The following is a 23,450-nucleotide window of genomic DNA, read 5'->3' on the forward strand; positions in this document are numbered from 1 at the left end:
CTTGAGAGTTGACTATTCAACGGTTGAGTGCCAATCTAGGAACAACACAACTCATATTTGTGTCTTTTTTAGCAAAGCTCTCGACGGTCGCCCTCAAACACTTACACTTTTAACACACGGTTCATTGAGGAGTTTCTATGAATAGTCTATTTTCCAAGTCTACTTTCGCGTTAATAAATCTTGCTGCTTTAGCTGTTTGTTGCGGTACCCTGTCAGCGAAAGCTGAAACTGGCAACTTGCCCGATATCGGTACAACTGCAACAATCGCAGCTCAAAATATTGACCAAACTTCTGAGCCTGCGGCAACTTCAGCAGTTAAACCAGACGCAGAAACAACGGCTAGTAATAAAAAAATTGATTCTATCAGTTGGAGCGAACTAACAGAAGCGGCAGAGCCAGCAGCCTCTGAACCGGCAGCCAACTTGCAAGTATCTATTGCAACACCAGAAAAATCGGAAGCAGCAACATCTGAAATTGCTGGAACAGAAACTGCGCCAAGTACCTCCATTGCTGCTGAGACTGAGAAGTCGGAAGAAACCGCTAAAATTGCTGATAATAGCGTCAAAAAAGTGGAGTCAACGGTCGAGAATGCCAAAAAGAACGATCGACCTACCTCAATTGTTGCCGAGAGCAATAATCTTGAAGTAACAGCAACGAAGGAAGAAAAAGAAGTCAAAACAGCACAAGAATTGTTGAGCAATCCTGTCAGCACTTCCGCCTCAGCTTTGACAAACCAACCGAAAGTTGCTGAAAAACCGGCAACTGTCTCGGAACCAACTAAAAAAGTGGCTCAAGGAACTCAAATCAGACCAGGGCGAGCTACCCGTTCTGGGCCCAGCTACATCGGGATTGGTGGCAATCTAGGTTTTGGCGGAGATTCAGCCTTAGGCGACGGTTCCTTTGCCATTATTAGCAAAATCGGTTTGACGAACAATTTGTCGGTGAGACCGACTGTTTTGTTCCGGGACGACTTAGCTTTTCTAGTTCCCGTTACCTTCGATTTTGTATCTCAAGAGACCGTCGAAGTCAGCGACGATTTTGTGATTACTGCTGCTCCTTATGCAGGTGCTGGCGTGATAATTTCTACCGGGGATGACGGTACTTTGGGCTTCCTGATTTCGGGGGGTGTAGATGTGCCGCTGTCGAGAAATTTTACAGCAACAGCGGGACTGAATATTGGTTTTGTCGACGGAGCTGAAGTGGGATTGTTAGTCGGTGTCGGCTATACGTTCCCGAATATTGCCAGGTAGTGTTGCTGTTTGAGCAAACGCAGGACAAATAAATATGTGCGGGGTTGGCTGTAGGAATACACTCAACCCTTTTTTGATGGTGGAAACAAAAGCAATCGAGGACACGGCAATGCCGTTTCCCTACCATCTGAGGACACGGCAATTCGGAGGAGACGGAATGCCGTTTCCCTACCTAGAGGTAGCCGATTAATCATTGTAGGGACACAGCAGTGCCGTGTCCTGACTCCGGGGATGAGGTGAAATATTAACTGCGATCGCCGAGATAGATTTTTGCGAAAGATACAATCATGGTGGGATCGATCGCACTTTCTCACCAACCACCCGAAAAAACCGTGACCAAAACAGAAATCTTAGCAGCACTCAAAAATCTGACAGCAGAAGAACGCCTAGAAATCATCGAAACAGCTTCGCGGATGATGCGCGAAGAAATAGAAGAAAAAGCCCAGCGCAAAGCTGAGAGAAAGCGGAAACTCAGAGCCGCAGCAGAAGCCGCAGTAAAAGATTATATGCCGGGAGGTGCTTTACATGATTTGTGGTCGCCTGACAGCGAACCCTATTTTGATTCCGAGGAAGAATGCCTTAACGCAGGGATAAAAACTAATGCGTAGAGGTGAAATCTGGCTGGTTGCGCTTGAACCTACTGTGGGCGCGGAAATCGGCAAAACCCGTCCAGTAGTAATTGTCAGTGATGAAACGGTGGGAATTTTGCTGCTTGAAGTTATTGTTCCCATCACTGACTGGAAAGAGCGATACACCGAGAGAAATTGGATGGTTCGACTAGAACCCAGCGGCGAAAATGGCTTGACTAAAGTCTCCGCCGCCGACGCTTTTCAAGTCCGTTCCGTTTCCCAACAAAGATTTGTCCGACAACTTGGAACCCTGTCCGAGACAATTATGGAAGAAATTGCAGAAGCACTGACAATTGTTCTGGATCTAGATTGAATAACTAGGCAACAGCGCACAAATAGTGTTATTTATAGATAGATTGTATGGCGCGATGGCCTAAATGATTCCTATACAACTTACACTCAAAAATTTTCTCAGCTATCGCGAAGCCGGTTTAGACTTTCGCGGCCTGCACACCGCTTGCATTTGCGGGCCTAACGGTGCTGGCAAATCCTCCCTCTTAGAAGCCATATCCTGGGCACTTTGGGGCTGTTGTCGCAGCGATACGGAAGACGATATCATCCATATCGGCGAAACAGATGTGCGCGTTGATTTCACTTTCTCCACCGGTGGCCAAATCTACCGGGTGATTCGCAACCGCCGGCGCGGACAATCGGGAAGTTTGGAATTTCAAGTCAGCTTGAATTCTGCCGAGAGTGAGGAAAAACTTAATTTCCGCACGCTCACAGACAAAGGTCTGAGAACAACTCAGCAAAAAATCCTCGAACACATCAAACTAGATTACGATACTTTCATCAACTCGGCGTATTTGCGGCAGGGGCGAGCTGATGAATTTATGCTCAAAAAACCGATCGAACGCAAACAAGTTTTAGCCAACCTGCTCAAGCTCGATGAATACGATACATTATGCGAACAAGCCAAGGATACGTCCAAACAATTTAAAGCTCAAGTCGATGTGCTCAAACAGAGTTTGCAAACCGTACAAGAGCAACTGCAACAAAAAGAGGCGATCGCCTCGGAACAAACTCAATTGCAGCAAGCAACCGATTTGCTCTCTTCACAGCAGCAAGCCGACACAACCGAGTTACAACAACTGCAACTCCAGCACCACAACCGCCAAACTTGGCAAAAACTCCTCGCCGGCCACCAGCAACAGCACTACAATATCTCTCAAGAATGCCGCCGCTTGCTGCAAGAACTCAGCGCAGCAAAACAGCAGCAAAATGAGCTGCAAGCCCTCCTAGGGCAAGAAAAGGAAATAACAGAAGGCATCGCGTATTTCCACAGCTTGCAAGCCACAGAAGAGACTATGGCTGGCAAATTCAAAGCTAACCAACAAGCCCAAAACCAGCGCCAGCAATTGCAAGAACAGCAGCGGCAAGAACTGAGCTTTTTGCAAAGCAAAATTCAGCAGTTGCAAGCTCAATTAGAGGTTTTAGAACAAGATGAAAAAGATGTTCTGGAAATTCTCAAACAGCAGCCGGAGGTTGACAAAGGACTCGCACAGTTGCAAGCAGTTCGATCGCGCCTCAACGAACTAGAGCAACTGCAACTGCAAGTTTCGCCACTGTTACAACAGCAGCAGCAAAAGCAACAAAAGCTCGATCGCGCCCGCGCCGGTTTAACCGCCCGCTTAGACGAAATCAAGCGACAGGTGCAAGTTCAGCAGCAGCAGCGACAGCCGCAATTACAGCAGGAAATCTCGGCTATCGGCAATCAAATTTTGCAGTTGGAAAACAAGCGAGTTTATCAGCAGCGAGTCCGCGAAAAAGGTCAAGAAAGGCACGACTTTTTAGGAAACCTGCAAGCCAAAAGCCGGGACTATCAAACCAGACTCGCCGAGATCGACCAAAAACTGCAACTGCTGCGGAAACATGAAGGAGAAACCAGCGCAGGCGAAGGTAAAGCCTCGAATTTTGCGGAAAACGAACCCTCGAATTCGCCTTTAATGGTGCGGGATACAAATTTTGGCAATTGTCCTTTGTGCGATCGACCTTTAGACGAACACTACTGGAATTTGGTAGTCACAAAACACCACTCCCAACAGCAGGAAATCTGGAACCAACTGTGGGTTGTCCGCGAACAATTGGCCGTCTCCGAGCGCGAAATTCAAGTCCTCAGACATGAATACCGCGAACTAGAAGAGGAATTAGCGCCTTACCAAGAATTGCGGGAACGCCGCAGCCATTTGCAAGCACAATTAGATGGCCTGGGCCAAGACGAAAACCGGCTGCAAAATATGCGTCAAGACGCTGCGGAAATCGAGCGGTTGCTGCGCACCGGCGAGTATGCAGCCGACGATTTGGGCCAACTACAGCAAATCGAACAGCAACTGCAACAGCTCAATTACAGCGATAGCAGCCACTCTCTCGCCCGCAGCGATGAAAAGCGCTTGCGGTGGGCGGAAATTAAGCAAGCTCAAATCAAAGACGCTCAGCAGAAACTCAATAAAATTAATGCCCGCCGCCCGGATTTGCAAACTCAATTAGCCACGGTACAGCAACAGTTAGAACAGCAAAAAAATAGCTCGGAAATACAGCAGCAAATTCTGTCTTTAGATAGATACATTGCGGAAATTGGCTATAATTTGGAACAGCACGAACACGTGCGGAGCGAAATGCGCCGATCGCAGTTTTGGATCGCCCGCGCCGAAAAACTGCGATCGGCAACTGTGCAGTACCCGCAAGTGCAGCAGCGCGTTAATGAAATAACAAATTCCATCGCAGTGCGCGATCGAGATTTGCAAGCCGTCAGCGCTCAAACTTCCGCGATGAACCAGCAATTGCAAGAACATCCCGATCCCACAGCCCGCATAAGTGCGATCGAGCAGCAAATCAGCCGCCGCCGCCAGCAGCTAGACCAACATTTGGGAAGTCTCGGACGCCTCCAGCAGCAGCAGCAAAATCTGGAAAATATGCAATTTCAGCTAGTAGCTCAAAAAGAGCAAATGCAAGTTGCTAAACGCCAGCAGCGAGTTTATCAAGAGTTGGGTCAAGCATTTGGTAAAAACGGCATTCAAGCTTTAATGATTGAAAATGTTTTGCCTCAACTCGAAGCTGAAACCAATCAGATATTGTCGAGATTGAGCGCGAATCAATTGCACGTTCAATTTATTACTCAGCGAGCGGCTGCTTCTAAAAAAGCAACTAAATTGATTGACACTTTAGACATTTTAATTGCTGATGCTCGCGGTACTCGCGCCTACGAAACTTACTCGGGCGGTGAAGCTTTTCGGATTAATTTTGCGATTCGGCTGGCGCTGGCGAGACTGCTGTCTCAGCGGGCGGGTACGGCTTTGCAAATGTTGATTATTGATGAGGGATTCGGGACTCAGGATGCTGAAGGGTGCGATCGGCTGATTGCTGCAATTAATGCGATCGCCTCCGACTTCGCCTGCATTCTCACCGTTACCCATATGCCCCACCTGAAAGAAGCTTTTCAAGCCAGAATTGAAGTAAGCAAAACTGCTCAGGGTTCTTGCATCAACTTGTCAATTTAAAAGGGGTGGCGAGCCGGATGGAAGGAGGATAAGAAACAAGTAGAAAATATCAGTATTTTCACCTTCTGTTTTCTTTCCGCCTTCGGTATTTTCAGCTTCTGTTTTCTGGATAAGTGCCGAATGCCTTCGGTTATACTAATTTTCCAAAGAAGGCAATTGTATGCCCGTGCTCCCAACCATGATGGAATCAGTCATTGCCAATCTAAAATCTAAAATCTAAAATCTAAAATGGTATTACTCGTTTCCCGCGCAGGCTGTTTTTGCCTGCTGACTTTGTTAACAAGGCGAAATTAAAAATAAGATCATAGAATAAGAATGGCTCAAGCTATTGATAATTGTGTATTTTTCTGTCCGCTCCTAGGGAGTTTGGATCTTGCAACCGATGACAACAGACTCTTTCCACCTGTCTCTGCTAGATCGGGCGATCGCAGCGTCGAGCAACAGCATCATAATCGCGGATGCTAGCAAGCCTGACATACCTATTATCTACTGCAATCCTGCTTTTGAGAAACTGACCGGTTACAGTGCCGAAGAAGTTATTGGACGCAACTGCCGGTTTTTGCAGGGCCCCGATACCGATAGCGCCGAATTAGACAAACTCCGCAGCAGTTTACGATCGGGAACAGAAGTTAAGGTAGTTCTCAAAAATTATCGCAAAGACAAAACTCCTTTTTGGAACGAATTAATCGTTTCCCCCATCCTAGACAACGAGGGAAAATTAACTCATTTTATCGGAGTTCAGAACGATATTAGCAAAAGAGTAGCAGCCGAAACAGCCCTGCAAGAAAGCGAAGAAAGATTGCGGGCGATCGCCACTGCGACTCCCGTTCCCATGTTAATTACTCGCCTAGAAGACAGCGTAATTTTGTACGCAAATCCTGCCTTATGCAAAACTTTTGGTTTGAGTTACGAACAACTTATCGGCTGCAAAAAAAATGAATTTTATGCCAATATCAACGACCGCCGTCAATTGCTAGAATTAGTCAAACAAAACGGCTTTAGCGACAGCGAACAAATCTGTCTCAGGAAAGCAAACGGCAGTTTTTTTTGGGTAAAAATGTCGATGCGAGCGATTAATTTGAATGGAGAAGCTGCAATTTTATCGGCATTTTACGATATTACCGATCGCGTAGAAGCAGAAACAGCACTACGCCAAAGCGAAGCGAGGTTTCAAAAACTAGCCGCCAACGTTCCCGGAATGATTTATCAATTTCAATTAGCAGCAGACGGCACTATGTCATTCCCCTACCTCAGTTCCGGCTGCCGCGAACTCTGGGAATTAGAACCAGAGGTACTCCAAAACTCAGCTATTCCCGCGATCGAAATGGTTCATCCAGACGATGCGCCAAGCTTCCACGAATCTTTTGCCATCTCAGCTAAAACTTTAGAACCTTGGCGGTGGGAAGGGAGATTAGTTTTTCCGGGCGATCGGATTAAGTGGATTAGCGGGGCTTCCCGACCCGAACCGGGCGAAAAAGATGACATTATTTGGGACGGCTTGTTGATTGACATTAGCGATCGCAAACTTGCAGAATCAGCACTGCAGCAAAGCGAAGCCAGATTCCAAAAAATGGCTGCCAATTTGCCGGGAATGATTTATCAATACTTGCTGCATCCAGACGGTTCCGATGAATTCATTTATGTCAGTTCTGGCTGTTGGGAACTCTACGAATTAGAGCCAGAAAAACTTCAAAACAACTCCGATTTAATGTGGTCAACGGTGCATCCAGAAGACCTAAAACCCCTGTTAGAATCAGTCGCAGTTTCTGGCAAAACTTTAAAACCTTGGATATATGAAGGGCGGATCGTAACGCGATCGGGAAAACTGAAATGGATTCGCGGCATCGCCCGCCCCGAACTGCAAGCGGGGGGCGATATACTGTGGGAGGGGGTGACAATCGACATCAGCGATCGCAAGCTAGCAGAAATCGCCCTCAGCGAGTCAAAAATCGCCCTGCAACAAGCCAATCAAGAACTTGAAAAGCGCGTCCTAGAACGCACGGAAGCCTTGCAAACATCCCAAAAAATGCTGTGGTTGGTAATCAACAACATCCCTCAGTTAATCGTCTGGAAAGATCGAGATTCAGTTTACTTGGGAGGCAACAAAAACTTGGCCAACGTCGCAGGTTTCAATCACTCCAGTGAAATTGTCGGTCTCACGGACTACGATATGCCCTGGAAGCCAGAAGAAACAGAATTTTTTCGAGCCTGCGACCGCCGCATCATGGCAACCAACACCCCAGAATATCACATTATAGAACCCCAACTGCAAGCCGACGGCACCCAGCGCTGGCTGGATACAAATAAAATACCTTTACACGACAATAACGGCAATGTAGTCGGCATTTTGTGTACTTTTGAAGACATCACCGAACGGCTTTCCCTCGAAGCTAAAGTCCGGGCCAGCGAGGAACTATTTCGTACAATTTTTGAAGATGCACCCATTGCTATCTACTTAGCCAATTTAGACGATAACAAGTTCGTGCGAGTCAATAAAACTTACTGCGAAATGCTGGAATATACCGCAGCCGAATTGCTCGCCAAAACATTTATAGAAATTGGGCATCCCGAAGATAATCCCAAAAATCTCGAAGTTGCTGATGCTCTTTATCGGGGAGAAATTACGAGCTATCAAATCGAAATTCGCCAGATTTCGGCGACAGGTAAAATTGTTTGGGTAAACGTGACAGCTACTTTGATTCGAGACGGCGAAGGAAAACCTATTTACAAATTAGGGATGATTGAAAATATTACCAACCGCAAAATTTCCGCAGCAGCACTCCAAGCTTCCCAATCTCAATTGAAAAAACAAGCAGCCCAATTGCAAGAAGCCTACGAACAGCTTCAACACGCTCAAATCCAATTAGTTCAATCAGAAAAAATGTCGAGCCTCGGTCAGATGGTGGCTGGAATCGCCCACGAAATCAACAATCCCGCAACTTTTATTAACGGCAATATTTCTCACACATACAACTATTTTCACGATTTAATAGAACTATTGAATCTCTACCAGCAATGCTACCCGTCCCCAGATCCTCAGATTGCGAAAAAAGTTAAAGACTTAGACTTAGATTTTCTGAAGGAAGACTTGCCCAGAATGCTGAATTCTATGAGAGTAGGAATAGAAAGAATTGGTAAAATTGTGTTGTCGCTGCGAAATTTTTCGCGGCTGGATGAATCAGAGATGAAGTTGGTAGACCTTCACGAAGGAATTGACAGTACGCTATTAATTTTGCAGCACAGATTGCATCAGGAAAATAGAAAAAGCCGGATTGAAATTATTAAAGAATACGGAAAAATATCGAAAATTTCCTGTTGTGCGGGGCAGTTAAACCAGGTATTTCTCAACATTATCACCAATGCGATCGACGCTGTAGAAAACCAACCGCAACCTCGGACGATCGTGATTCGCACTGAAATGAAAAAAGCCGGGTTGAAAAGCCACAGTAAAAGCCAGCTCAGTCATTGCGATCGCATCGTCATTTGCATCGCCGACAGCGGCCCAGGAATGACCGAAGACGTTCGCAAGCGGCTGTTTGACCCCTTTTTTACCACCAAACCCGTAGGGTCTGGAACCGGCTTGGGATTATCCATCAGCCATCAAATTGTGGTAGAAAAACATAGGGGAAGCCTGCGGTGCATCAGTGCGCCCGGACAGGGAGCGGAATTCTGGATTGAAATCCCCTGCTGAGCGATCGTCCATTAACCTAAAAGTTTCAATATCTAACTTTTAATTCCCAATTGCCGTCGGTGCTTGAGTTATCAGCGTTTTGAATTAACCGCACTCAGAGGCCGAAATAAATCGCACTCAGCGGTGTGCTAATCTGCTGCCCTTATTCGCTAGGCAATTATGCTGAAAAAACTACCTTTATCCTGGTCTCGCTACAAGCCAGCCGGGTTGACGCTGGCTTTGGGTGTGGGACTGTCGATCCTAGCATTCGCCTTGGTTTGGGACTGGGAAGACAAGCGCCGCGACTACGAAATGCAGCGCCGCATTGACGATATTGCGATCGGCATCGAACGCCAGCTCAACTCCGACTTAGATAGTGTTCTCGCCCTCAGCGACTACATGAAAGCCTTCAGCGCCGTCGAGCGTTCCTCTTTTGCCCGGTTTGTCGCCCGTCCCCTAGCCGTCCACCCCAGCCTGCAACTCCTGGCTTGGACTCCCCGCGTCCCCAATTCCCAGCGAGCCAACTACGAAGCCAAAGCCAAAACCGAAACTGACCCCAGCTTCGAGATTACAGAGCGCGGCCCCCGAGGAGAACTGCGCAAGGCCCTCCAGCGTTCCGAATACTTCCCGGCTTTCTACGTCGAACCACCAGCCGGAAACGAGACTGCATTGGGCTTTGACCTCGCCTCCCACCCAGAAATCCGCACCGCGCTCGATCGAGGGCGAGATACTGGAGAAATGATTGTCACCAACTACGTCGGCCTAACTCAGAGCAATTCCCCGGAACTAGGTCTTTTGGCCATAGTTCCGATTTACGAAAACAGCACTAAACCGACTGCGCTGGAATCCCGCCGCCAACTGCTACAAGGATTTGTTCTGGGCGTATTTCGAGGCAAAGATATTTTCCAAACCTCTTTAAAAGGACGCAATACCGACTACCTCAATATTTATCTCGTTAGCGATGCCCCAGACAAGCAAGAAGCAGCGTCACTGTTACCGCAAAAGGCCAACCCGATTCTCAAAAATCTCCCTGCTGAGAGGCGAATTCAGCAATTTGCGGTGCAGTTCCAATCCGCGAGCCAACAAGTGCTTCCAGCATCAGCCGCTGCGGAACCAGCCCTCAGGCTAAACTGCCCGATTCTTGACAATCCAGGCCCGAACTATACAGCTTGCAGAAGGCGACTGAAAATTAGCGGCCGCCAGTGGTCTATGTACGTGTCGGCAACGCCGGAAATTCGCAGGATTCGCAAGCACTGGCGCTCTTGGGGAACTCTGACGATGGGGATGCTGTGGACTCTGATTCCGGTGACATATATACTGACAGCATTGAGCCGCACCGCCCAAATCGAAAAGCTAGCTCAAGAAAGAATTCGCCAAGCCGAACAGTTGCACGCTGCTTACCGACAGTTGGAACTCGAACAAGCTAAATCCGAGCAACTGCTGCTGAACGTTTTGCCGGCAGCGATCGCCCTGCGCTTGAAGGACAACGAACACAATATCGCCGAAAGTTTTGCGGAAGTAACTGTGATGTTTGCCGACATTGTGGGGTTTACAGAGCTTTCGTCGAGAATTTCCGCGACTGCAGTGGTGGAAGTGCTCAACGATATTTTTTCGGCTTTTGACCACTTAGCCGATCGCCACGGTTTGGAGAAGATTAAGACTATTGGTGACGCTTACATGGTTGTCGGCGGTTTGCCTACGGCCAGAGAGGATCATGCCGAGGCGGTTGCGAACATGGCGATCGATATGCTGCACGAAATTAGGCTCCTCAGTTTAGAACATTCGGAACCTTTCAGCATTCGGATCGGGATTAGCAGTGGCCCTGTCGTTGCCGGCGTCATCGGCTTAAAAAAGTTTATTTACGACCTCTGGGGCAATACAGTAAATATTGCTTCGCGCATGGAATCCCACGGGATTACCGGCTGCATTCAAGTCACCGCCGAAACCTACGAGATATTAAAAGATAAATATACTTTTCAGAAGCGCGGCGCCATTCAAGTTAAGGGCAAGGGATACATGGTTACTTATTTGCTGACTGGGAAAAAAGATTATTAACACCGCGCAAAAACGGATACAAGCCTCCGACTCCCCGATCGACTAAGACTTTCGCTCGCCAAGCTAAAATAGTGTAAGCTCAAGGTATTTTATCACCCCTGCACCAACTGAGGAAAAACCATGACGACGCTGCTAATTCAAACCGAAAGCGTCCCACTGACGGTCTATTTCCCTGCGCTCCAATCGATGACTGTTGAACAGTTTTATGAATTCTGTCTAGTTAATCGCGATTTGAGAATTGAGCGTACTGCCAGTGGGGAAGTGATCGTTATGTCACCAGCTTTTTCAGATACAGGGAATCGAAACGGTAAGATTGCCCTACAATTGGGGAACTGGGCTGAACAAGATGGCACAGGTGAAACGTTTGACTCCAGTGCAGGCTTTACCTTGCCGAATGGAGCAACCCGATCCCCCGATGCCTCATGGATTAAACTAGAGCGCTGGAATGCCTTAACTGAAGAACAAAAAGCCTCATTCGCACCGATTTGTCCGGACTTTGTGATTGAATTGCGGTCTGCTAGTGACACTCTCAAGGGATTGCAAAACAAGATGCAAGAATATATTGAGAACGGTGTATCGCTCGGCTTTTTGCTCGATCGCAAAAACAGAAAAGTCTACATCTACCGTCCCGATGGCGAACCTGAAATCTTAGATAATCCTGAAACAGTCAGCGCAGATCCAGAGTTACCGGGATTTGTCTTGCGGATGGCAAAAATCTGGTAATTTAGCTCGTTACACCATACTCAAAGACATCAATTCATCTGTCATTTCAAAATTCGCCGTCACACTTTGCACGTCGTCCAAATCTTCCAGTGCATCCATTAACTTAAGGAGCGATCGAGCTTTTTCAGGAGTGTCTATTTCCACTGTATTGCTGGGAATCCAGCGAGTTTCCGACTGCAAAACAGCAAACTTTTTTTGTTTCAAAACATCAGCCAACTGTTCCAAATTAGCCACACTTGTAAATACCTCTGCACCTTCAGTATCCTCATCAATTAATATCAAATCGTAAGATTCCGCAGCCGCCTCTAGCGACGCTTCAAACAATTGTTCCTCATCAATCGGGCCGCGTACCGTACAAACTCCTTTGTGGTCAAACATCCAGCCCACACAACCAGTTTCGCCCAAGTTGCCGCCATTTTTAGTAAAAGCTTCTCGCAAGTCAGCCGCCGTGCGGTTGCGGTTGTCTGTCAGCGCTTCAATCAGAATAGCAACTCCGCCAACGCCGTAACCTTCGTAGCGAATAGCTTCTAAATCCGAACTTCCCCCCGCCAAGCCGGCACCTTTGGCGATCGCCCTTTCTATGTTTTCATTAGGAATATCTGCCGCCTTGGCTTTTTCTATAGCCGTCCGCAGTTGAAAATTGCCAGCGGGATCTGGAACTCCGCTGCGGGCCGCGACAATAATTTCGCGAGATATTCTCGCAAAAACCTTGCCTTTAACGGCATCAACTCTAGCTTTTTGGCGTTTAATATTCGCCCACTTACTGTGTCCTGCCATACCGATTTAAGATTTTCCATTTAAAATGTGCGATCGACATTAAACAATAACACCCAGATTCTGACAAATCAGATTAACATAGGGTCCGCCTCGGCGCACTTTACAGACATAGCATAAAATGCGATTTTTCGCACGAATCTTAACTTTAATTAAACCGGATAACGGCTTCAGAGTCAGTCAGGTGAGAAGTATCGCCATTAAGTGCGATCGACCATTCTCCATCATCCCGCACCAATTTCACTAAACAACACAGAGAAGCGTTAATTTCTGTTTCTGCACCGCCCGCTAGCCCGATCGCAGTTCCTAAAACCGACGCACCGTGACCTACTAATAACATATCCTCGGGAAACTCAGCCGCGAGGCGTTTAGCAGTTTCCCCCGCCCTTTTGAGACAAGCTTCCCCAGTTTCGGGATAATTAGCAATACCGCCTTTGTAGGAAGCATCAATCCTGGGAAAACGCCTGCACAAAGCTTCGACGGACTCAGTTTCCGGCATTTCTGTCATCCATTCCGGATTCAGCCATTCGCACAGTCCCCACTCTAGTTTAATTGACAAATCGAGAGCTTCTGCCGCGTGATTTGCTGTTTGGACAGTTCGGAGAAAAGGCGAAGCAAAAATATGAGAAATTCCTTCACCTTTGAGGCGATTTGCGAGTTGTTTGGCTTGAACGTGACCGTCTTCGGAAAGGTGGGGATCGTAGCGGTGTTCTGCGGTGAGAAACCAGTCGGGGTTAACGAAGTCGATGCGGTTTCCGTGTCGTGCGATCCAGACTGTTTGCGGCATGAGTTGGTTTTAGTGTGGCTTCTTGATGTAATATTATATCAAAGATGCTGATTTAGGATCTTTATGAAATTCGAGTGGGATGAAAACAAGGCTGCGGTAAATTTGTCCAAGCATGGCATCTCATTTGAGGAAGCCAAAACGGTTTTTGACGAGCGCCTCTACGTCGATTTCTACGATCCGGATCACTCTGATGAAGAAGATCGCTATATTATTGTTGGAGAGTCCCAGCAAGGTAATTTATTGATAGTGTCGTATACAGAAAGAGCAGATTTTATTCGTTTGATTAGCGCCAGAAAAGTAACACGAGTGGAGCGAGAAGTTTATGAAGAAGGATGAAACAGGGATGGACGATGAACTTCGGTCGGAATATGATTTGAGGAAGTTGCGTGTAAGAAGGGTAGGCTCTGGACGAAAGACCTTTGGTGGTGTAAATATTCGTTTAGAACCGGATGTTGCAGAGATGTTTCCCGATTCTGAAGCAGTGAATGAAGCTCTGCGGTTTTTGATTAGAATTACTAAAGAAAACGTGGTATCTGAGAAATAAGTTCGCGAAATAAGCCCCCGGATCGATGCGTGGGGTCGCTTTAAAGCCTTTAATTAATTTTATAGCAACTGTGCCTTATAGTATGTGCAACTATTTGACACAGCGCTAAAATTACATCAGTCACTCTGTATTGTCCAATGGCTCAATCTATAAAGCAACTCCACGCCCAAATTCAAGCCATGCCCAGCGATTCGGTAAAAGCGATCGTGCTTTCATGGCTGAATCAGTCCAACGGTAATCTCAGCGACTTTGAACGCCTAATCGCAGAAATTGCCGAGGAAACGGAGGGATATCAGTGGGGAGAAATTGACACAGCAAACGAGTTTCAACCCCTCAGCGAAGAAGAAACGATCGCCAAGAGTCTCGCAGCCTTGCAAGATTACCAGACAAACAAGACGGGCATTGGGCACGATCGGGTTAAGCAATGGGCAAATAGTCTGGGGAGCGATCGCGAATTGCCATGCCCTCAGTAATTTGGAGGCAGATATAGCAGTACTTTATTATCAAAATTATGCAAATTACTGACAGCGATCGCGCTACTATTCGCTCAGTCGTAGAACAGCAACTACAAGCATTTCAAAAAGACGATGCTGCTGGGGCTTTTGCCTTCGCCAGTCCCGGAATTCAGCAGCAGTTTCGCACAGCAGAAAACTTTATGCACATGGTAAAAATTGCCTATGAATCTGTCTACCGTCCGCGCTCGGTATTATTTGAAAACCTCACCACTGTAGAAGGAATTCCCGCTCAGCCGGTGCTGTTGCTGGACTCGGAAGGCATCCCAATCAGAGCCATTTATCTCATGGAAAAACAGTTTGATAATAGTTGGCGAATTAATGGCTGTTATTTGGTTTCCATAACAGCATAATAAGTTATGCTTACTTTGAGGCTGAGCTTTTTTTGCTAACTCGCAGCATCTTATTCCCGCCTTTTTGAAACTCGTAGGGAGCCTCTTGAATTTCTACACTAAAACTTCTCTTTTTCAATTCTGCGATCGTCGGATTTAAGCGATCGGATTCCTCCCCGCTAAAACTCTGCAATAGAGGGAATACCCGGACTTCCTTCGCAACCCGACACATTTCTGTAATTGCTTCCAGATGAAATTCTTCGGAAAGCAGGTGAGAATAAGCAAACAAGAAATGGCTGCACAAAGCTAAATCGAATTGACTGTTCTCGAAAGGCAAAACTGGCAACTCAGCATTCAGGTAGCGGCCTTGCTGCAAGCCTGATGGAAAATCTTCTAAAAATTCCTGCATCGCCTTCATTCGCACTTCGCCTAGCTGGTACGGCGATTCAAAATTATTCCACAGATAGCCGTCTAAATTGGCTTTAACACCGTCAATCACTGTTTGATATGTTTCTTGGATGCGATCGCCAATCTCCACCGCAGTAAACTGATAAACTGGATCGCAAGAAATTACCTTTTTACCTTGGCGAGTCATTTCGGCATTGAAACTCGCCGGGCCGCCGGCACAATCAAGAATTGCTAGCTTGAGGTCACTTGATGTCAAGCTAAACATTCCTATGTATTCATCCAAGCAGCGTCCCCAAGGAATTACTCGATCCAATTTTAGTGACACTTGTCTTTGTCCTGCAGAGAGAATTATTTAACATTTTACCTCAAATCAGGGCGGTTTTTTCCTATCCCCTTTCGGTGGCGGGTTGATTTGTATCCCGAGTTATGTATGAAAAATTTTGCTCAAACGAACTCCTAATCCTGAGAACAGTTGGCGGGCTTTACACTTTCTTTACAAACAAGGTACAAAATAGTTAAGTGCGATCGCACTATTTTTATCATTCCGCCTGTGGATTTTGCAGCGAAGCGAGGCTACACTGGACAGCAGGGAAAATAAACTAAAATCAACTAGCTAAATTGCTCTCGTTCATTGGCAGGCTGCAACCAGGGAAGAAAGATGAAACATAACGTTCAAACCGCTAAAAGTCTGAGTTTGTCAGCACTCCTGGTGCTATTGAGTTCGCTGCCCAGTATAGCTCAGTTGCCTGCCATCAGAAATCCTGCCGCCAGTCCTAACTCAAACCAACCGATAGTACCGCCGCCGCCACCTCGGGGTGTAAGTTTGCCACCGATCGGCAATTCTGCGCCGCTGACACCAGAAGCAGCTTATACTTTAGGCCCGGGCGATCGCATTGCTTTAGATATCTTCGGCGTCCCTGAATTCAGCAAAGAATATCAAGTGTTAGTTGACGGGACGCTCAATTTGCCAATCATTCGCAGCGTCTCAATTCAAGGGTTGACGCTGCAACAAGCCGCTAACGTGATTACCCAGCGATACGAACCCTTCATCAATGTTCCCGTTGTTACTGTGACTGTGATCGTCGCTCGCCCCCTAAATATAGGTCTTGCGGGTGAAGTTACTCGCCCGGGTTCCTACAAGATTAATCCCACTAGAGAAGGAGGAGGAGTAAAATTCCCGACTTTGATGGAAATGCTGCAACTTGCACAAGGGGTGACATCAGCCGGAGATATGCGAAATGTCCAAATTCGCCGTCCCCGCAGAGGCGGGCCGGAGCAAGTTACTACGGTAGATTTGCAGAATTTTTTAGAGACGGGAAATTTGCGTCAAGATGTCACGATTCGAGATGGAGATACAATTTTTGTACCGACAGCCAGTGCCCTGAATACTCAAGAAGTTCGTCAAAGAGCCAGTGCTAATTTTTCCGCTGATATTACTAAACCAATTGGCGTGGTAATTGTCGGCGAGGTAAACAGGCCGGGGCCTTATACTATATCTGCTGCTGACTTGCGATCGACCAACCAACAAACAGAACTGAGTTTTGTCAGCATCGAGCAACAGCAAGGAGCAGTTGTCGGTTTACCAACGATAACTAGAGCGCTCAAAATTGCTGGCGGTATCACTACAGAAGCTGACATTCGCCGCGTGCAAATCCGCCGCCGAATCAGAGGTGCCAACGAACAAACTATCATGGTAAATCTGTGGGATTTGCTGCAAAAAGGCGACGCAACTCAAGATGTTTTGCTGCAAGAAGGAGATAGCGTAATTATCCCGACAGCAGCTACTGTAGACTTAGCTGAAGTTTCTCAAGTCGCAAATAGCAGTTTTTCTCCGAACGCGATTAGCATCAATATTGTAGGAGAAGTAATTAGGCCTGGGGCTTTGCTGGTGCGGCCCAGTACATCCCTGCACCAAGCTTTGCTGACCGCAGGCAGTTTCAATCAATTGCGGGCTAAAAAAGACAAGGTAGAACTATTGCGTTTGAACCCCAACGGTACTGTTTCTCGCCGCACGATCGAGGTGGATTTTGCTCAAGGGTTGAATCCTAATAATAACCCAACTCTTCGCAACAACGATGTGATTCTGGTAGCGCGATCGGGCTACACTAGGGTAGCAGACAATATCAACAGTTTCTTGCAGCCGATCGCAGGAGTTGCAACTGGGATCAGCGCTGTTAGCGGCGTTCTTACTGGGTTTGATACAACGATCAGAACTTTTCAAAACTTATTTTTGGGAGGAGATTTCGAGCGGCGAATTCAGATCAGACAGCTTCGCGAACAACGTCAAGACAGACAAGAGCAACGTGAAGACAGACAGCTAGAAAGAGAGATACAACGTGAAGATAGATTGCAGCAAGCAGAAGACAGAAGACTGCAACTTGAAGACAGAAGGCTGCAACTTGAAGACAGACAGCGGCAAATAGATCTTGAGAATCGGCAAATCCAAATCCAGGAGCAGCAACTGCTGCTCCAAAATCAGCAGCAGCAAATGCAGCCACAGCAAATTCAGCCAACTACTCCTTGATATCTAGTCATGTAAAATAACCTTTATAATTTTGTAGTGAGGACTTCAGTCCTCCCTACAAAACAATTTGATTGCGCTCGTTAAGCTAAAGCTACACGCATCAAGTCCCCGTCTACGGAATTTAAACTAATAACTTAAACAAAGATTATTTCGCAAATAATGCGCGTTGTTAAAGGATAATTCAAAATATTTAACAAAACTTTTCTGTATATGTCTAAACCTTTAGCATTGAGGTGAACACCGTCAATGGTTAAATCTGCATTGAGAGCTTGTTCCTTAAACAATGCTTGTATGCCGCGAGATTCAACAGCCACATTTTCGGCGGCTGCTACTCGATCGATCAGAACATTGATTTCGTCAACTCTAGCAATTGTTCCTGCTAATTTAGGATTGTAGCTGGCGGCAAGAGTGGAGTAAAAAGCAGGAATCAGAATAATCTGTTTTGTTCCGAGCGATCGCATCACGGCGATCGCCTGTTTTAAATTGGTGACAAACGCCTCGTCGCTAATGCCATACATAGCATCATTTGTGCCGATCGCCAAAATCGCTTTTTCGCAGGTAAACCGCTGTGGTACTAACAGTTTAAGCTGTTCTAGCAGCGAAACTGAACTCATTCCGCCGATCGCAAAATTAAAATTTTCTTCACCTAAAGAATCGCCGAGGGCCGAAGAAATAGAATCGCCCCAAACGCACCCTTGATATTGCTTGTCTTTAATTTGTTGTACCTGATTGTACACAATAAGTTGCCACCACAGGGCAGAACTAACTGTATCTCCCGAAGGTTGCGGGTTAGCTAACACCCGAAACGGGATGTACGCGCATAATAACAAAGCCAACACGACGGAAATTAACCTAAATTTAGCGTTCATAAAACTTGCTTGAGTTGGCTGCTACTTTAGTTTATGCTCTTGCTTTAACGAGCAGTCAGGATTGATGCAAATTTCTATAAATTAGTAATTTGTACATATCCAAATACCGCTACATATATCAAACTGAGGTGGTAAAATAATTTAGGACTAATATTATGTCTAAACCAGTTGACTGGACAGTTGGCATCCCCGCTAGCACCCTGATAGCCGTCGGAACCCAGGTCAGCGGGAGATTTCCTCTAGATGGAGCAAGTGCCAGAAACTTACTCTACCGCATGGAGGGCAAAAACATTACCAGCTATATCGTCTACGATGACAGCGGACGGGCAATTAAGCGAGTAGACTTGACAGGAAAGGCTCATGCAAATGTGCCGACACCTCACGCCGTTGAATACAAATACAACCAAAACTCAGCAGGAGACATTTTCGTGCAAGCTGAGAAAACAGTTAGGCCAGCTAGATTGGATGAAATACCCTAGAAATTATGTTCATCAAACAAATATCTTTGAATGCAGATAAACTAATCGATTTCCAGCAGTGGAAAAAAGCCAACGGCGATGATTTTTCACTTTGGGATTATCTTTTTGGAGCAGCTAACATTGAAATTGCTATAGCTTTCACAAAACTATTCTGGCCAGATTTTGTCGAACATGAAGGCGGTATCTTTTTGTCCGAAGCCTTTAACAGTCAAATATACGAACAGTGGAAAATCGAACTGGGGAATGATGTCGCTGCAATTGAGCAGGTGATGAACCACCAGCACATTGATGATATTCTCCCCGGTGCGGAAAACGCTAGCACTGAGAATTTATTGTATTTGGGACAAGCATTAGCTCAGATGTGGGAAAGTCGCCTAAAATTACTATATCCTCAGCGACGTTTTCAAGTTAAATGCGATCGGGACGAACACACTGTTGTAGTGACGTTTTTTCAGGATAATTAATCAAGCTTTCACCCCCAACAATTCCGGTTTCAAAACCTGATTTAATTTGCCACTGCGAAATCCCTCCAAATCCAAAGTCGCGTACACAAAACCAAACTCTTGAAACACCGCCACCAATGCAGGCAAATCCGCATTTACCACAAACTCCTGAATCTCTTCAGCAGGTAACTCAATGCGCGCCGTATCTCCGTCCGATCGCACCCGCAAATTTTTCAGTCCCAACTGCCGCAAATACCGTTCGGCGCGCCCCACTCTTTGCAACTTTCCAACGGTGATTTCTTCGCCGTAAGGAAAGCGCGAACTCAGACAAGGTTGAGCCGGTTTGTCCCACCAAGGCAAATCCAATTCTTTTGCCAATTGCCGCACTTCAAACTTAGTAATTCCTACTTCTGCTAAGGGCGATCGCGCGCCGCGTTCCTTTGCCGCCTGAATTCCGGGACGGTAATCCTTTAAATCGTCAGCATTAACCCCATCCACCACATAAGGATAACCCTTTGCTAGTGCTAGCGGTTTCAAAGTATCGTGCAGTTCGCTTTTACAGAAATAGCAGCGATTAACCGGGTTAGAAGTGTAATTTGGATTTGCCATTTCCTGAGTTTCTACTTCCTGGTGGGCAATCCCAATTTCTGCTGCTTGAATGCGCGCATCTTCTAAATCTTCTGGCAGTAAAGACGGGGAAACTGCCGTCACTGCCAAAGCGCGATCGCCCAACACATCAAAAGCGATTTTAGCCACCAAAGTGCTGTCAATTCCGCCGGAGTAGGCAATCAAAGCCCGTTCCATCTGTGCGAAAATATCTTTTAATTGTTCGAGTTTTTCTACTAACATAATTTCAATTTTTTGTTACAAACAGAGAAGTAAGAAAGCAAACTCAAGAAAGAAGGATGAAGAAAGCATATCTCGATCGGGTGCCCTTCTTGTCTCGAACCTCTTCCTTCTTCCGACTTCCATCGGACTTCTAATTCTATTCTGGATCGATACCGAGGGCTGCCAATCGAGCCAAAAGTTCTTGATTTCGCTGTCTTTCCTGTTCCAGCAGCCTCTCGGCTAACTCTTTATCTTGCTGTTGGCGATCGGCGCGCTGTCGTTCATCTTCAGCCCGTTCTTCCGGCCACAAAAGCAACTCACCGGCTGCATTCCACCAGCGCAGCCAATATCCCGTTCTACCTTCGCGAGTTCCCTGCCAAACTCCCAAAAATAGATTTAATCCAGGTATTAAATAACGCCCGTTTTCATCAGGATTTTGATTCTCGTAACGCCCCGATTCTAGCGCATAAACTTCTATTCTGCCTATATGTGGCCGAAAAATGACATAGCGAGGAACTTTGATTACTTGTTCGTAAAAAAACCACTTGCCGATTTCTTCTGTGTGTTCGACAGAGTATTCATCGCCGTAAGTAGCTGATAGAAATTCCATCACGACAAAAGGGACTATTCCTTCGGTATGAGGCGTGTAACTGCGGCGGGGATAGTTGTGAGGCCAAGGTTGAACTGGCTGCACGTACATCCAGTCTGGGGCTTTGCAAATAGTACGATCGTCCACAGCCGCGCACAAAGCAAAATTAGAAACTATTAGTGCGTCTTGCATTACTTCCGGGGAATCCACTACAGACTGGCGCAAACCGTTAGCTAGCAACGGAGGGTCTGTATCGTCTACAGGGTCGTCCGGTAGGATGAAATCATCGGGTAACAGCGGCCAGGTAATGGTTAGCTTTGAGAGTGGTTTGTGTATTATAGTAGTCATAAGCCACCTCATTTTACCAATAAAAATTTAAGTTTTAGTCGAGATTGCTTATCGACAACCTTTTCTATATCTTAGCGTGCTAATTCGATAATAAAATTTGTTTGTAGTGAAAATTTTAGTCCTCACTACAAACAATTACCAATTACCCCTGAAGCTGCCGAATGCGCGTTTTAAAATTCCCTACGGGAAAATATGGCGATCGCAATTGACAGCAGCAGCACCACATACAGCAAACCGTAGCCAGCATCTGTAATCAAACCTGCCAAGTAAGGAACTTGTCCGTAAACAGCATCGTTTCTCAAATTGAATCTGGCTAAATCCGGCAAAACCAGATAAAGTCCCATCATCAATTGTTCAATGCCAGGATTGTTAGTTAACTTGCCCAAAGCCACTAAATCCCGCGTCGAATGTCCCATCAAATAAACGCCAAATGTCAGTAAAGCTGCCAGCAGCGAACTGCTGAACACCCCAAATAAAATCCCGACACCAGCCATGAGACACAGCTCAAACCAGACAAACAACGAGGCGATTAAAATGCTTTCCAAAGGGTAAGGAATCCGGCTCAAACTCAGAATAGCCAGATAGATAACAGTCATTGCTGCTACAAGCACCGCCAGCACGGCCGACAGCCCTAAGTGCTTGCCCACAATTAACTCAGCCCTACTTATCGGCTTAGCAACTAACAGGTAAACAGTCCGCTTTTCAATTTCTTTGTTGACCAGTCCGGTAGCCACAAAGACTGTGGCAATTATACCGAGAATGCTCATAGCAGCCAAACCGACATCTAAGATAATTTTCTTCTCGGTTGTCGCCGCCAATTCCGGTATTAACCGTACTGAGGCTCCCATCAACAGAGCAAAAATAATAATTAAGTAAAGGATGCGATCGCGAATTACTTCCCAAAATACATTGGTCGCGACTGTCAAGATTCTTCTGAAATTCATCTAATTATTAACCCGCTGGAAACTTTCGCCATACTTTAATATAAGGAAGAATGAAGTTCGGCAACGCGCAGTGAATCGGGATTTAACGGATTTAACGGATTGGATGTTGAGCAAAGAAGTCCGAGGTTCGACAGAAGATTCTCGCCTATCTCCCACTCTCCCCCTCTCTGGCTCAGACACTCTCCTCATCTCCCCTCTTCCCCTTTCTTCTGGGACACTCTCCTAACTGCCTGAGACAGGCTTAAACTTGAGTGTCTCCCGCAGTTCCATCTTTTTTCTGTCCGGGTTGAGAGCGTTTGATCGGATCGCACCTTACAGTCGCCCTATTGCCTATCTCGAACACCTCGCAAGATTTGGTAAACGAATATATTTCCGGTCTAAAAACCAGCCCCAGCCAAGTTGCCTGCATCTCTAACTGATAGCGGGAGTCTCCTTGGACGATCGAAGTTTTGACATCCCAGCTCGCATCTTCTGGGACTATCCCAGTTGTTTTTAAGGCTTGATTCCGCAGAAAAAATCGCTCGTTGTCAATATCTATTAACATTTGCTCTACCTGCGCCCACGGTTTTGTGCGGGCTTCATTTTGCAGGTATCGCTCCATGGCATTGAGGATGACAACACCTCGGGAGCGATTAATAGTTGGCTGTTGAAATGTCACCACATAATCGCTTTTCCTCAAATCCTGCGATAAAACGCTTGGATACTGTTTTATCCAACCTTGAATTAAAAAGTGAAATGCAAACCAACAGGAAAACAGCAGGTGAACTAGGGTAATTATCAAAAACTGAGGGCGCACCAACGACTTGATACTTTCCCGTTTTGACTCGCTATTCCAAACCTCTATTGTAGCAAGAATTACTACTGCTATAAGTGGGCCGGATATCCATGCTATTTCCTTCCTATCCGCCGGCAATCTTACAAGCAACCACAAGCCAATTAAAATGCTTGTCACCCACGGACTCAGACTTACTCCTTTAATCACAAAAGGTTGCTGGCTGGTTAGCAAACCCATTGAAAGTGTAAAAAATAACCAGCTCATATCAAAAAGCAGAGTTCTCGTCCGCCAGTCAGTGACTGCCGCCACTGTCAGCAAAGCTAAAAAGATGCTGAGCAGTAAAGGCGTTTTCCAGTGAACCACTTTAGGCGGAATCATCGCCTTTTGGATTTTTTTATTGGTTTCCCAAAGGTTGTTCGTCAGCTTAGTGAGTTGCTGAGTGGCATCCAAAAATTGCTTCATCATATATT

The 23,450-nt window shown here is 46.3% G+C and carries 22 protein-coding genes; 14 read left to right on the forward strand and 8 right to left on the reverse strand.

What is annotated here, in order from left to right:
• Positions 1–137 precede the first annotated feature (137 nt).
• The 7 genes from QUA54_RS12310 to QUA54_RS12340 all read left to right on the forward strand — a co-directional run bounded on the left by QUA54_RS12310 (position 138) and on the right by QUA54_RS12340 (position 11,824).
• On the forward strand, positions 138–1,250 hold the full coding sequence (locus tag QUA54_RS12310; protein WP_333414850.1) for a hypothetical protein: 1,113 nt from the start codon (positions 138–140) through the stop codon (positions 1,248–1,250).
• A gap of 332 nt (positions 1,251–1,582) precedes the next feature.
• The gene (locus tag QUA54_RS12315) at positions 1,583–1,858 is read left to right on the forward strand and encodes a hypothetical protein (RefSeq protein ID WP_333202388.1); all 276 of its coding nucleotides are present in this window, start codon (positions 1,583–1,585) and stop codon (positions 1,856–1,858) included.
• Entirely contained in the window at positions 1,851–2,192 is a 342-nt protein-coding gene (locus tag QUA54_RS12320) for a type II toxin-antitoxin system PemK/MazF family toxin (RefSeq protein ID WP_015175564.1), read from the forward strand. Before QUA54_RS12315 ends, QUA54_RS12320 begins: the two co-directional genes overlap by 8 nt.
• Positions 2,193–2,256: 64 nt before the next feature.
• The gene (locus QUA54_RS12325) at positions 2,257–5,376 is read left to right on the forward strand and encodes an AAA family ATPase (RefSeq protein WP_333414851.1); all 3,120 of its coding nucleotides are present in this window, start codon (positions 2,257–2,259) and stop codon (positions 5,374–5,376) included.
• A gap of 382 nt (positions 5,377–5,758) precedes the next feature.
• Positions 5,759–9,067: a PAS domain S-box protein gene (locus QUA54_RS12330; protein WP_333414852.1), complete on the forward strand. Its 3,309-nt coding sequence runs from the start codon at positions 5,759–5,761 to the stop codon at positions 9,065–9,067.
• A 159-nt stretch (positions 9,068–9,226) separates the two neighbouring features.
• Positions 9,227–11,101 (forward strand): adenylate/guanylate cyclase domain-containing protein, encoded by a 1,875-nt coding sequence (locus QUA54_RS12335; RefSeq protein ID WP_333414853.1) that lies wholly within the window; start codon positions 9,227–9,229, stop codon positions 11,099–11,101.
• Between the two features lie 120 nt (positions 11,102–11,221).
• The gene (locus QUA54_RS12340; RefSeq protein WP_333414854.1) at positions 11,222–11,824 is read left to right on the forward strand and encodes a Uma2 family endonuclease; all 603 of its coding nucleotides are present in this window, start codon (positions 11,222–11,224) and stop codon (positions 11,822–11,824) included.
• Positions 11,825–11,833: 9 nt separating this feature from the next.
• Here QUA54_RS12340 and QUA54_RS12345 read toward each other — a convergent pair whose 3' ends face one another.
• Positions 11,834–12,601, reverse strand: coding sequence for a YebC/PmpR family DNA-binding transcriptional regulator (locus QUA54_RS12345; RefSeq protein WP_333414855.1), 768 nt, complete (start codon positions 12,599–12,601; stop codon positions 11,834–11,836).
• Between the two features lie 145 nt (positions 12,602–12,746).
• Entirely contained in the window at positions 12,747–13,385 is a 639-nt protein-coding gene (locus QUA54_RS12350) for a histidine phosphatase family protein (protein ID WP_333414856.1), read from the reverse strand.
• A 63-nt stretch (positions 13,386–13,448) separates the two neighbouring features.
• Here QUA54_RS12350 and QUA54_RS12355 point away from each other — a divergent pair, with 63 nt between their 5' ends.
• The 4 genes from QUA54_RS12355 (at position 13,449) to QUA54_RS12370 (ending at position 14,794) form a co-directional block, all read left to right on the forward strand.
• Positions 13,449–13,721 carry a BrnT family toxin gene (locus QUA54_RS12355; protein ID WP_333414857.1) on the forward strand — a complete coding sequence of 91 codons (273 nt, stop codon included), beginning with the start codon at positions 13,449–13,451 and terminating at the stop codon, positions 13,719–13,721.
• Positions 13,708–13,929 carry a hypothetical protein gene (locus QUA54_RS12360; protein ID WP_333054454.1) on the forward strand — a complete coding sequence of 74 codons (222 nt, stop codon included), beginning with the start codon at positions 13,708–13,710 and terminating at the stop codon, positions 13,927–13,929. The genes QUA54_RS12355 and QUA54_RS12360 overlap by 14 nt, the downstream gene beginning before the upstream one ends.
• Before the next feature lie 137 nt (positions 13,930–14,066).
• Entirely contained in the window at positions 14,067–14,402 is a 336-nt protein-coding gene (locus QUA54_RS12365) for a hypothetical protein (protein ID WP_333414858.1), read from the forward strand.
• A gap of 38 nt (positions 14,403–14,440) precedes the next feature.
• On the forward strand, positions 14,441–14,794 hold the full coding sequence (locus tag QUA54_RS12370) for a DUF4864 domain-containing protein (protein ID WP_333414859.1): 354 nt from the start codon (positions 14,441–14,443) through the stop codon (positions 14,792–14,794).
• Positions 14,795–14,804: 10 nt separating this feature from the next.
• Here QUA54_RS12370 and QUA54_RS12375 read toward each other — a convergent pair whose 3' ends face one another.
• Positions 14,805–15,506 (reverse strand): class I SAM-dependent methyltransferase, encoded by a 702-nt coding sequence (locus QUA54_RS12375; protein ID WP_333414860.1) that lies wholly within the window; start codon positions 15,504–15,506, stop codon positions 14,805–14,807.
• 333 nt (positions 15,507–15,839) lie between these two features.
• Here QUA54_RS12375 and QUA54_RS12380 point away from each other — a divergent pair, with 333 nt between their 5' ends.
• A complete protein-coding gene (locus QUA54_RS12380; protein WP_333414861.1) occupies positions 15,840–17,705 on the forward strand; it encodes a polysaccharide biosynthesis/export family protein in 1,866 nt (621 codons plus the stop codon).
• A gap of 134 nt (positions 17,706–17,839) precedes the next feature.
• Here QUA54_RS12380 and QUA54_RS12385 read toward each other — a convergent pair whose 3' ends face one another.
• Positions 17,840–18,574, reverse strand: a complete 735-nt coding sequence (locus QUA54_RS12385) for an SGNH/GDSL hydrolase family protein (protein ID WP_333414862.1) — start codon at positions 18,572–18,574, stop codon at positions 17,840–17,842.
• A gap of 155 nt (positions 18,575–18,729) precedes the next feature.
• Here QUA54_RS12385 and QUA54_RS12390 point away from each other — a divergent pair, with 155 nt between their 5' ends.
• Together QUA54_RS12390 and QUA54_RS12395 are read left to right on the forward strand one after the other, a co-directional pair.
• Positions 18,730–19,053, forward strand: a complete 324-nt coding sequence (locus QUA54_RS12390; RefSeq protein WP_172186216.1) for a polymorphic toxin type 24 domain-containing protein — start codon at positions 18,730–18,732, stop codon at positions 19,051–19,053.
• Between the two features lie 5 nt (positions 19,054–19,058).
• Complete coding sequence (locus tag QUA54_RS12395) at positions 19,059–19,517, forward strand: hypothetical protein (RefSeq protein ID WP_172186215.1); 459 nt, start codon at positions 19,059–19,061, stop codon at positions 19,515–19,517.
• On the opposite strand, the gene larE is transcribed toward QUA54_RS12395, so the two are convergent.
• From larE to QUA54_RS12415, 4 genes are all read right to left on the reverse strand, one after another.
• The gene (gene larE / locus QUA54_RS12400; protein ID WP_333414863.1) at positions 19,518–20,345 is read right to left on the reverse strand and encodes an ATP-dependent sacrificial sulfur transferase LarE; all 828 of its coding nucleotides are present in this window, start codon (positions 20,343–20,345) and stop codon (positions 19,518–19,520) included.
• 136 nt (positions 20,346–20,481) lie between these two features.
• Positions 20,482–21,261, reverse strand: coding sequence for a Uma2 family endonuclease (locus QUA54_RS12405; RefSeq protein ID WP_333414864.1), 780 nt, complete (start codon positions 21,259–21,261; stop codon positions 20,482–20,484).
• A 170-nt stretch (positions 21,262–21,431) separates the two neighbouring features.
• Positions 21,432–22,205: an ABC transporter permease gene (locus QUA54_RS12410; protein ID WP_333188144.1), complete on the reverse strand. Its 774-nt coding sequence runs from the start codon at positions 22,203–22,205 to the stop codon at positions 21,432–21,434.
• A 241-nt stretch (positions 22,206–22,446) separates the two neighbouring features.
• A complete protein-coding gene (locus QUA54_RS12415; RefSeq protein ID WP_333414865.1) occupies positions 22,447–23,445 on the reverse strand; it encodes a DUF5357 family protein in 999 nt (332 codons plus the stop codon).
• Positions 23,446–23,450 lie beyond the last annotated feature (5 nt).

Source organism: Microcoleus sp. MOSTC5, from assembly GCF_036701825.1.
GTDB lineage: Bacteria > Cyanobacteriota > Cyanobacteriia > Cyanobacteriales > Microcoleaceae > Microcoleus > Microcoleus asticus.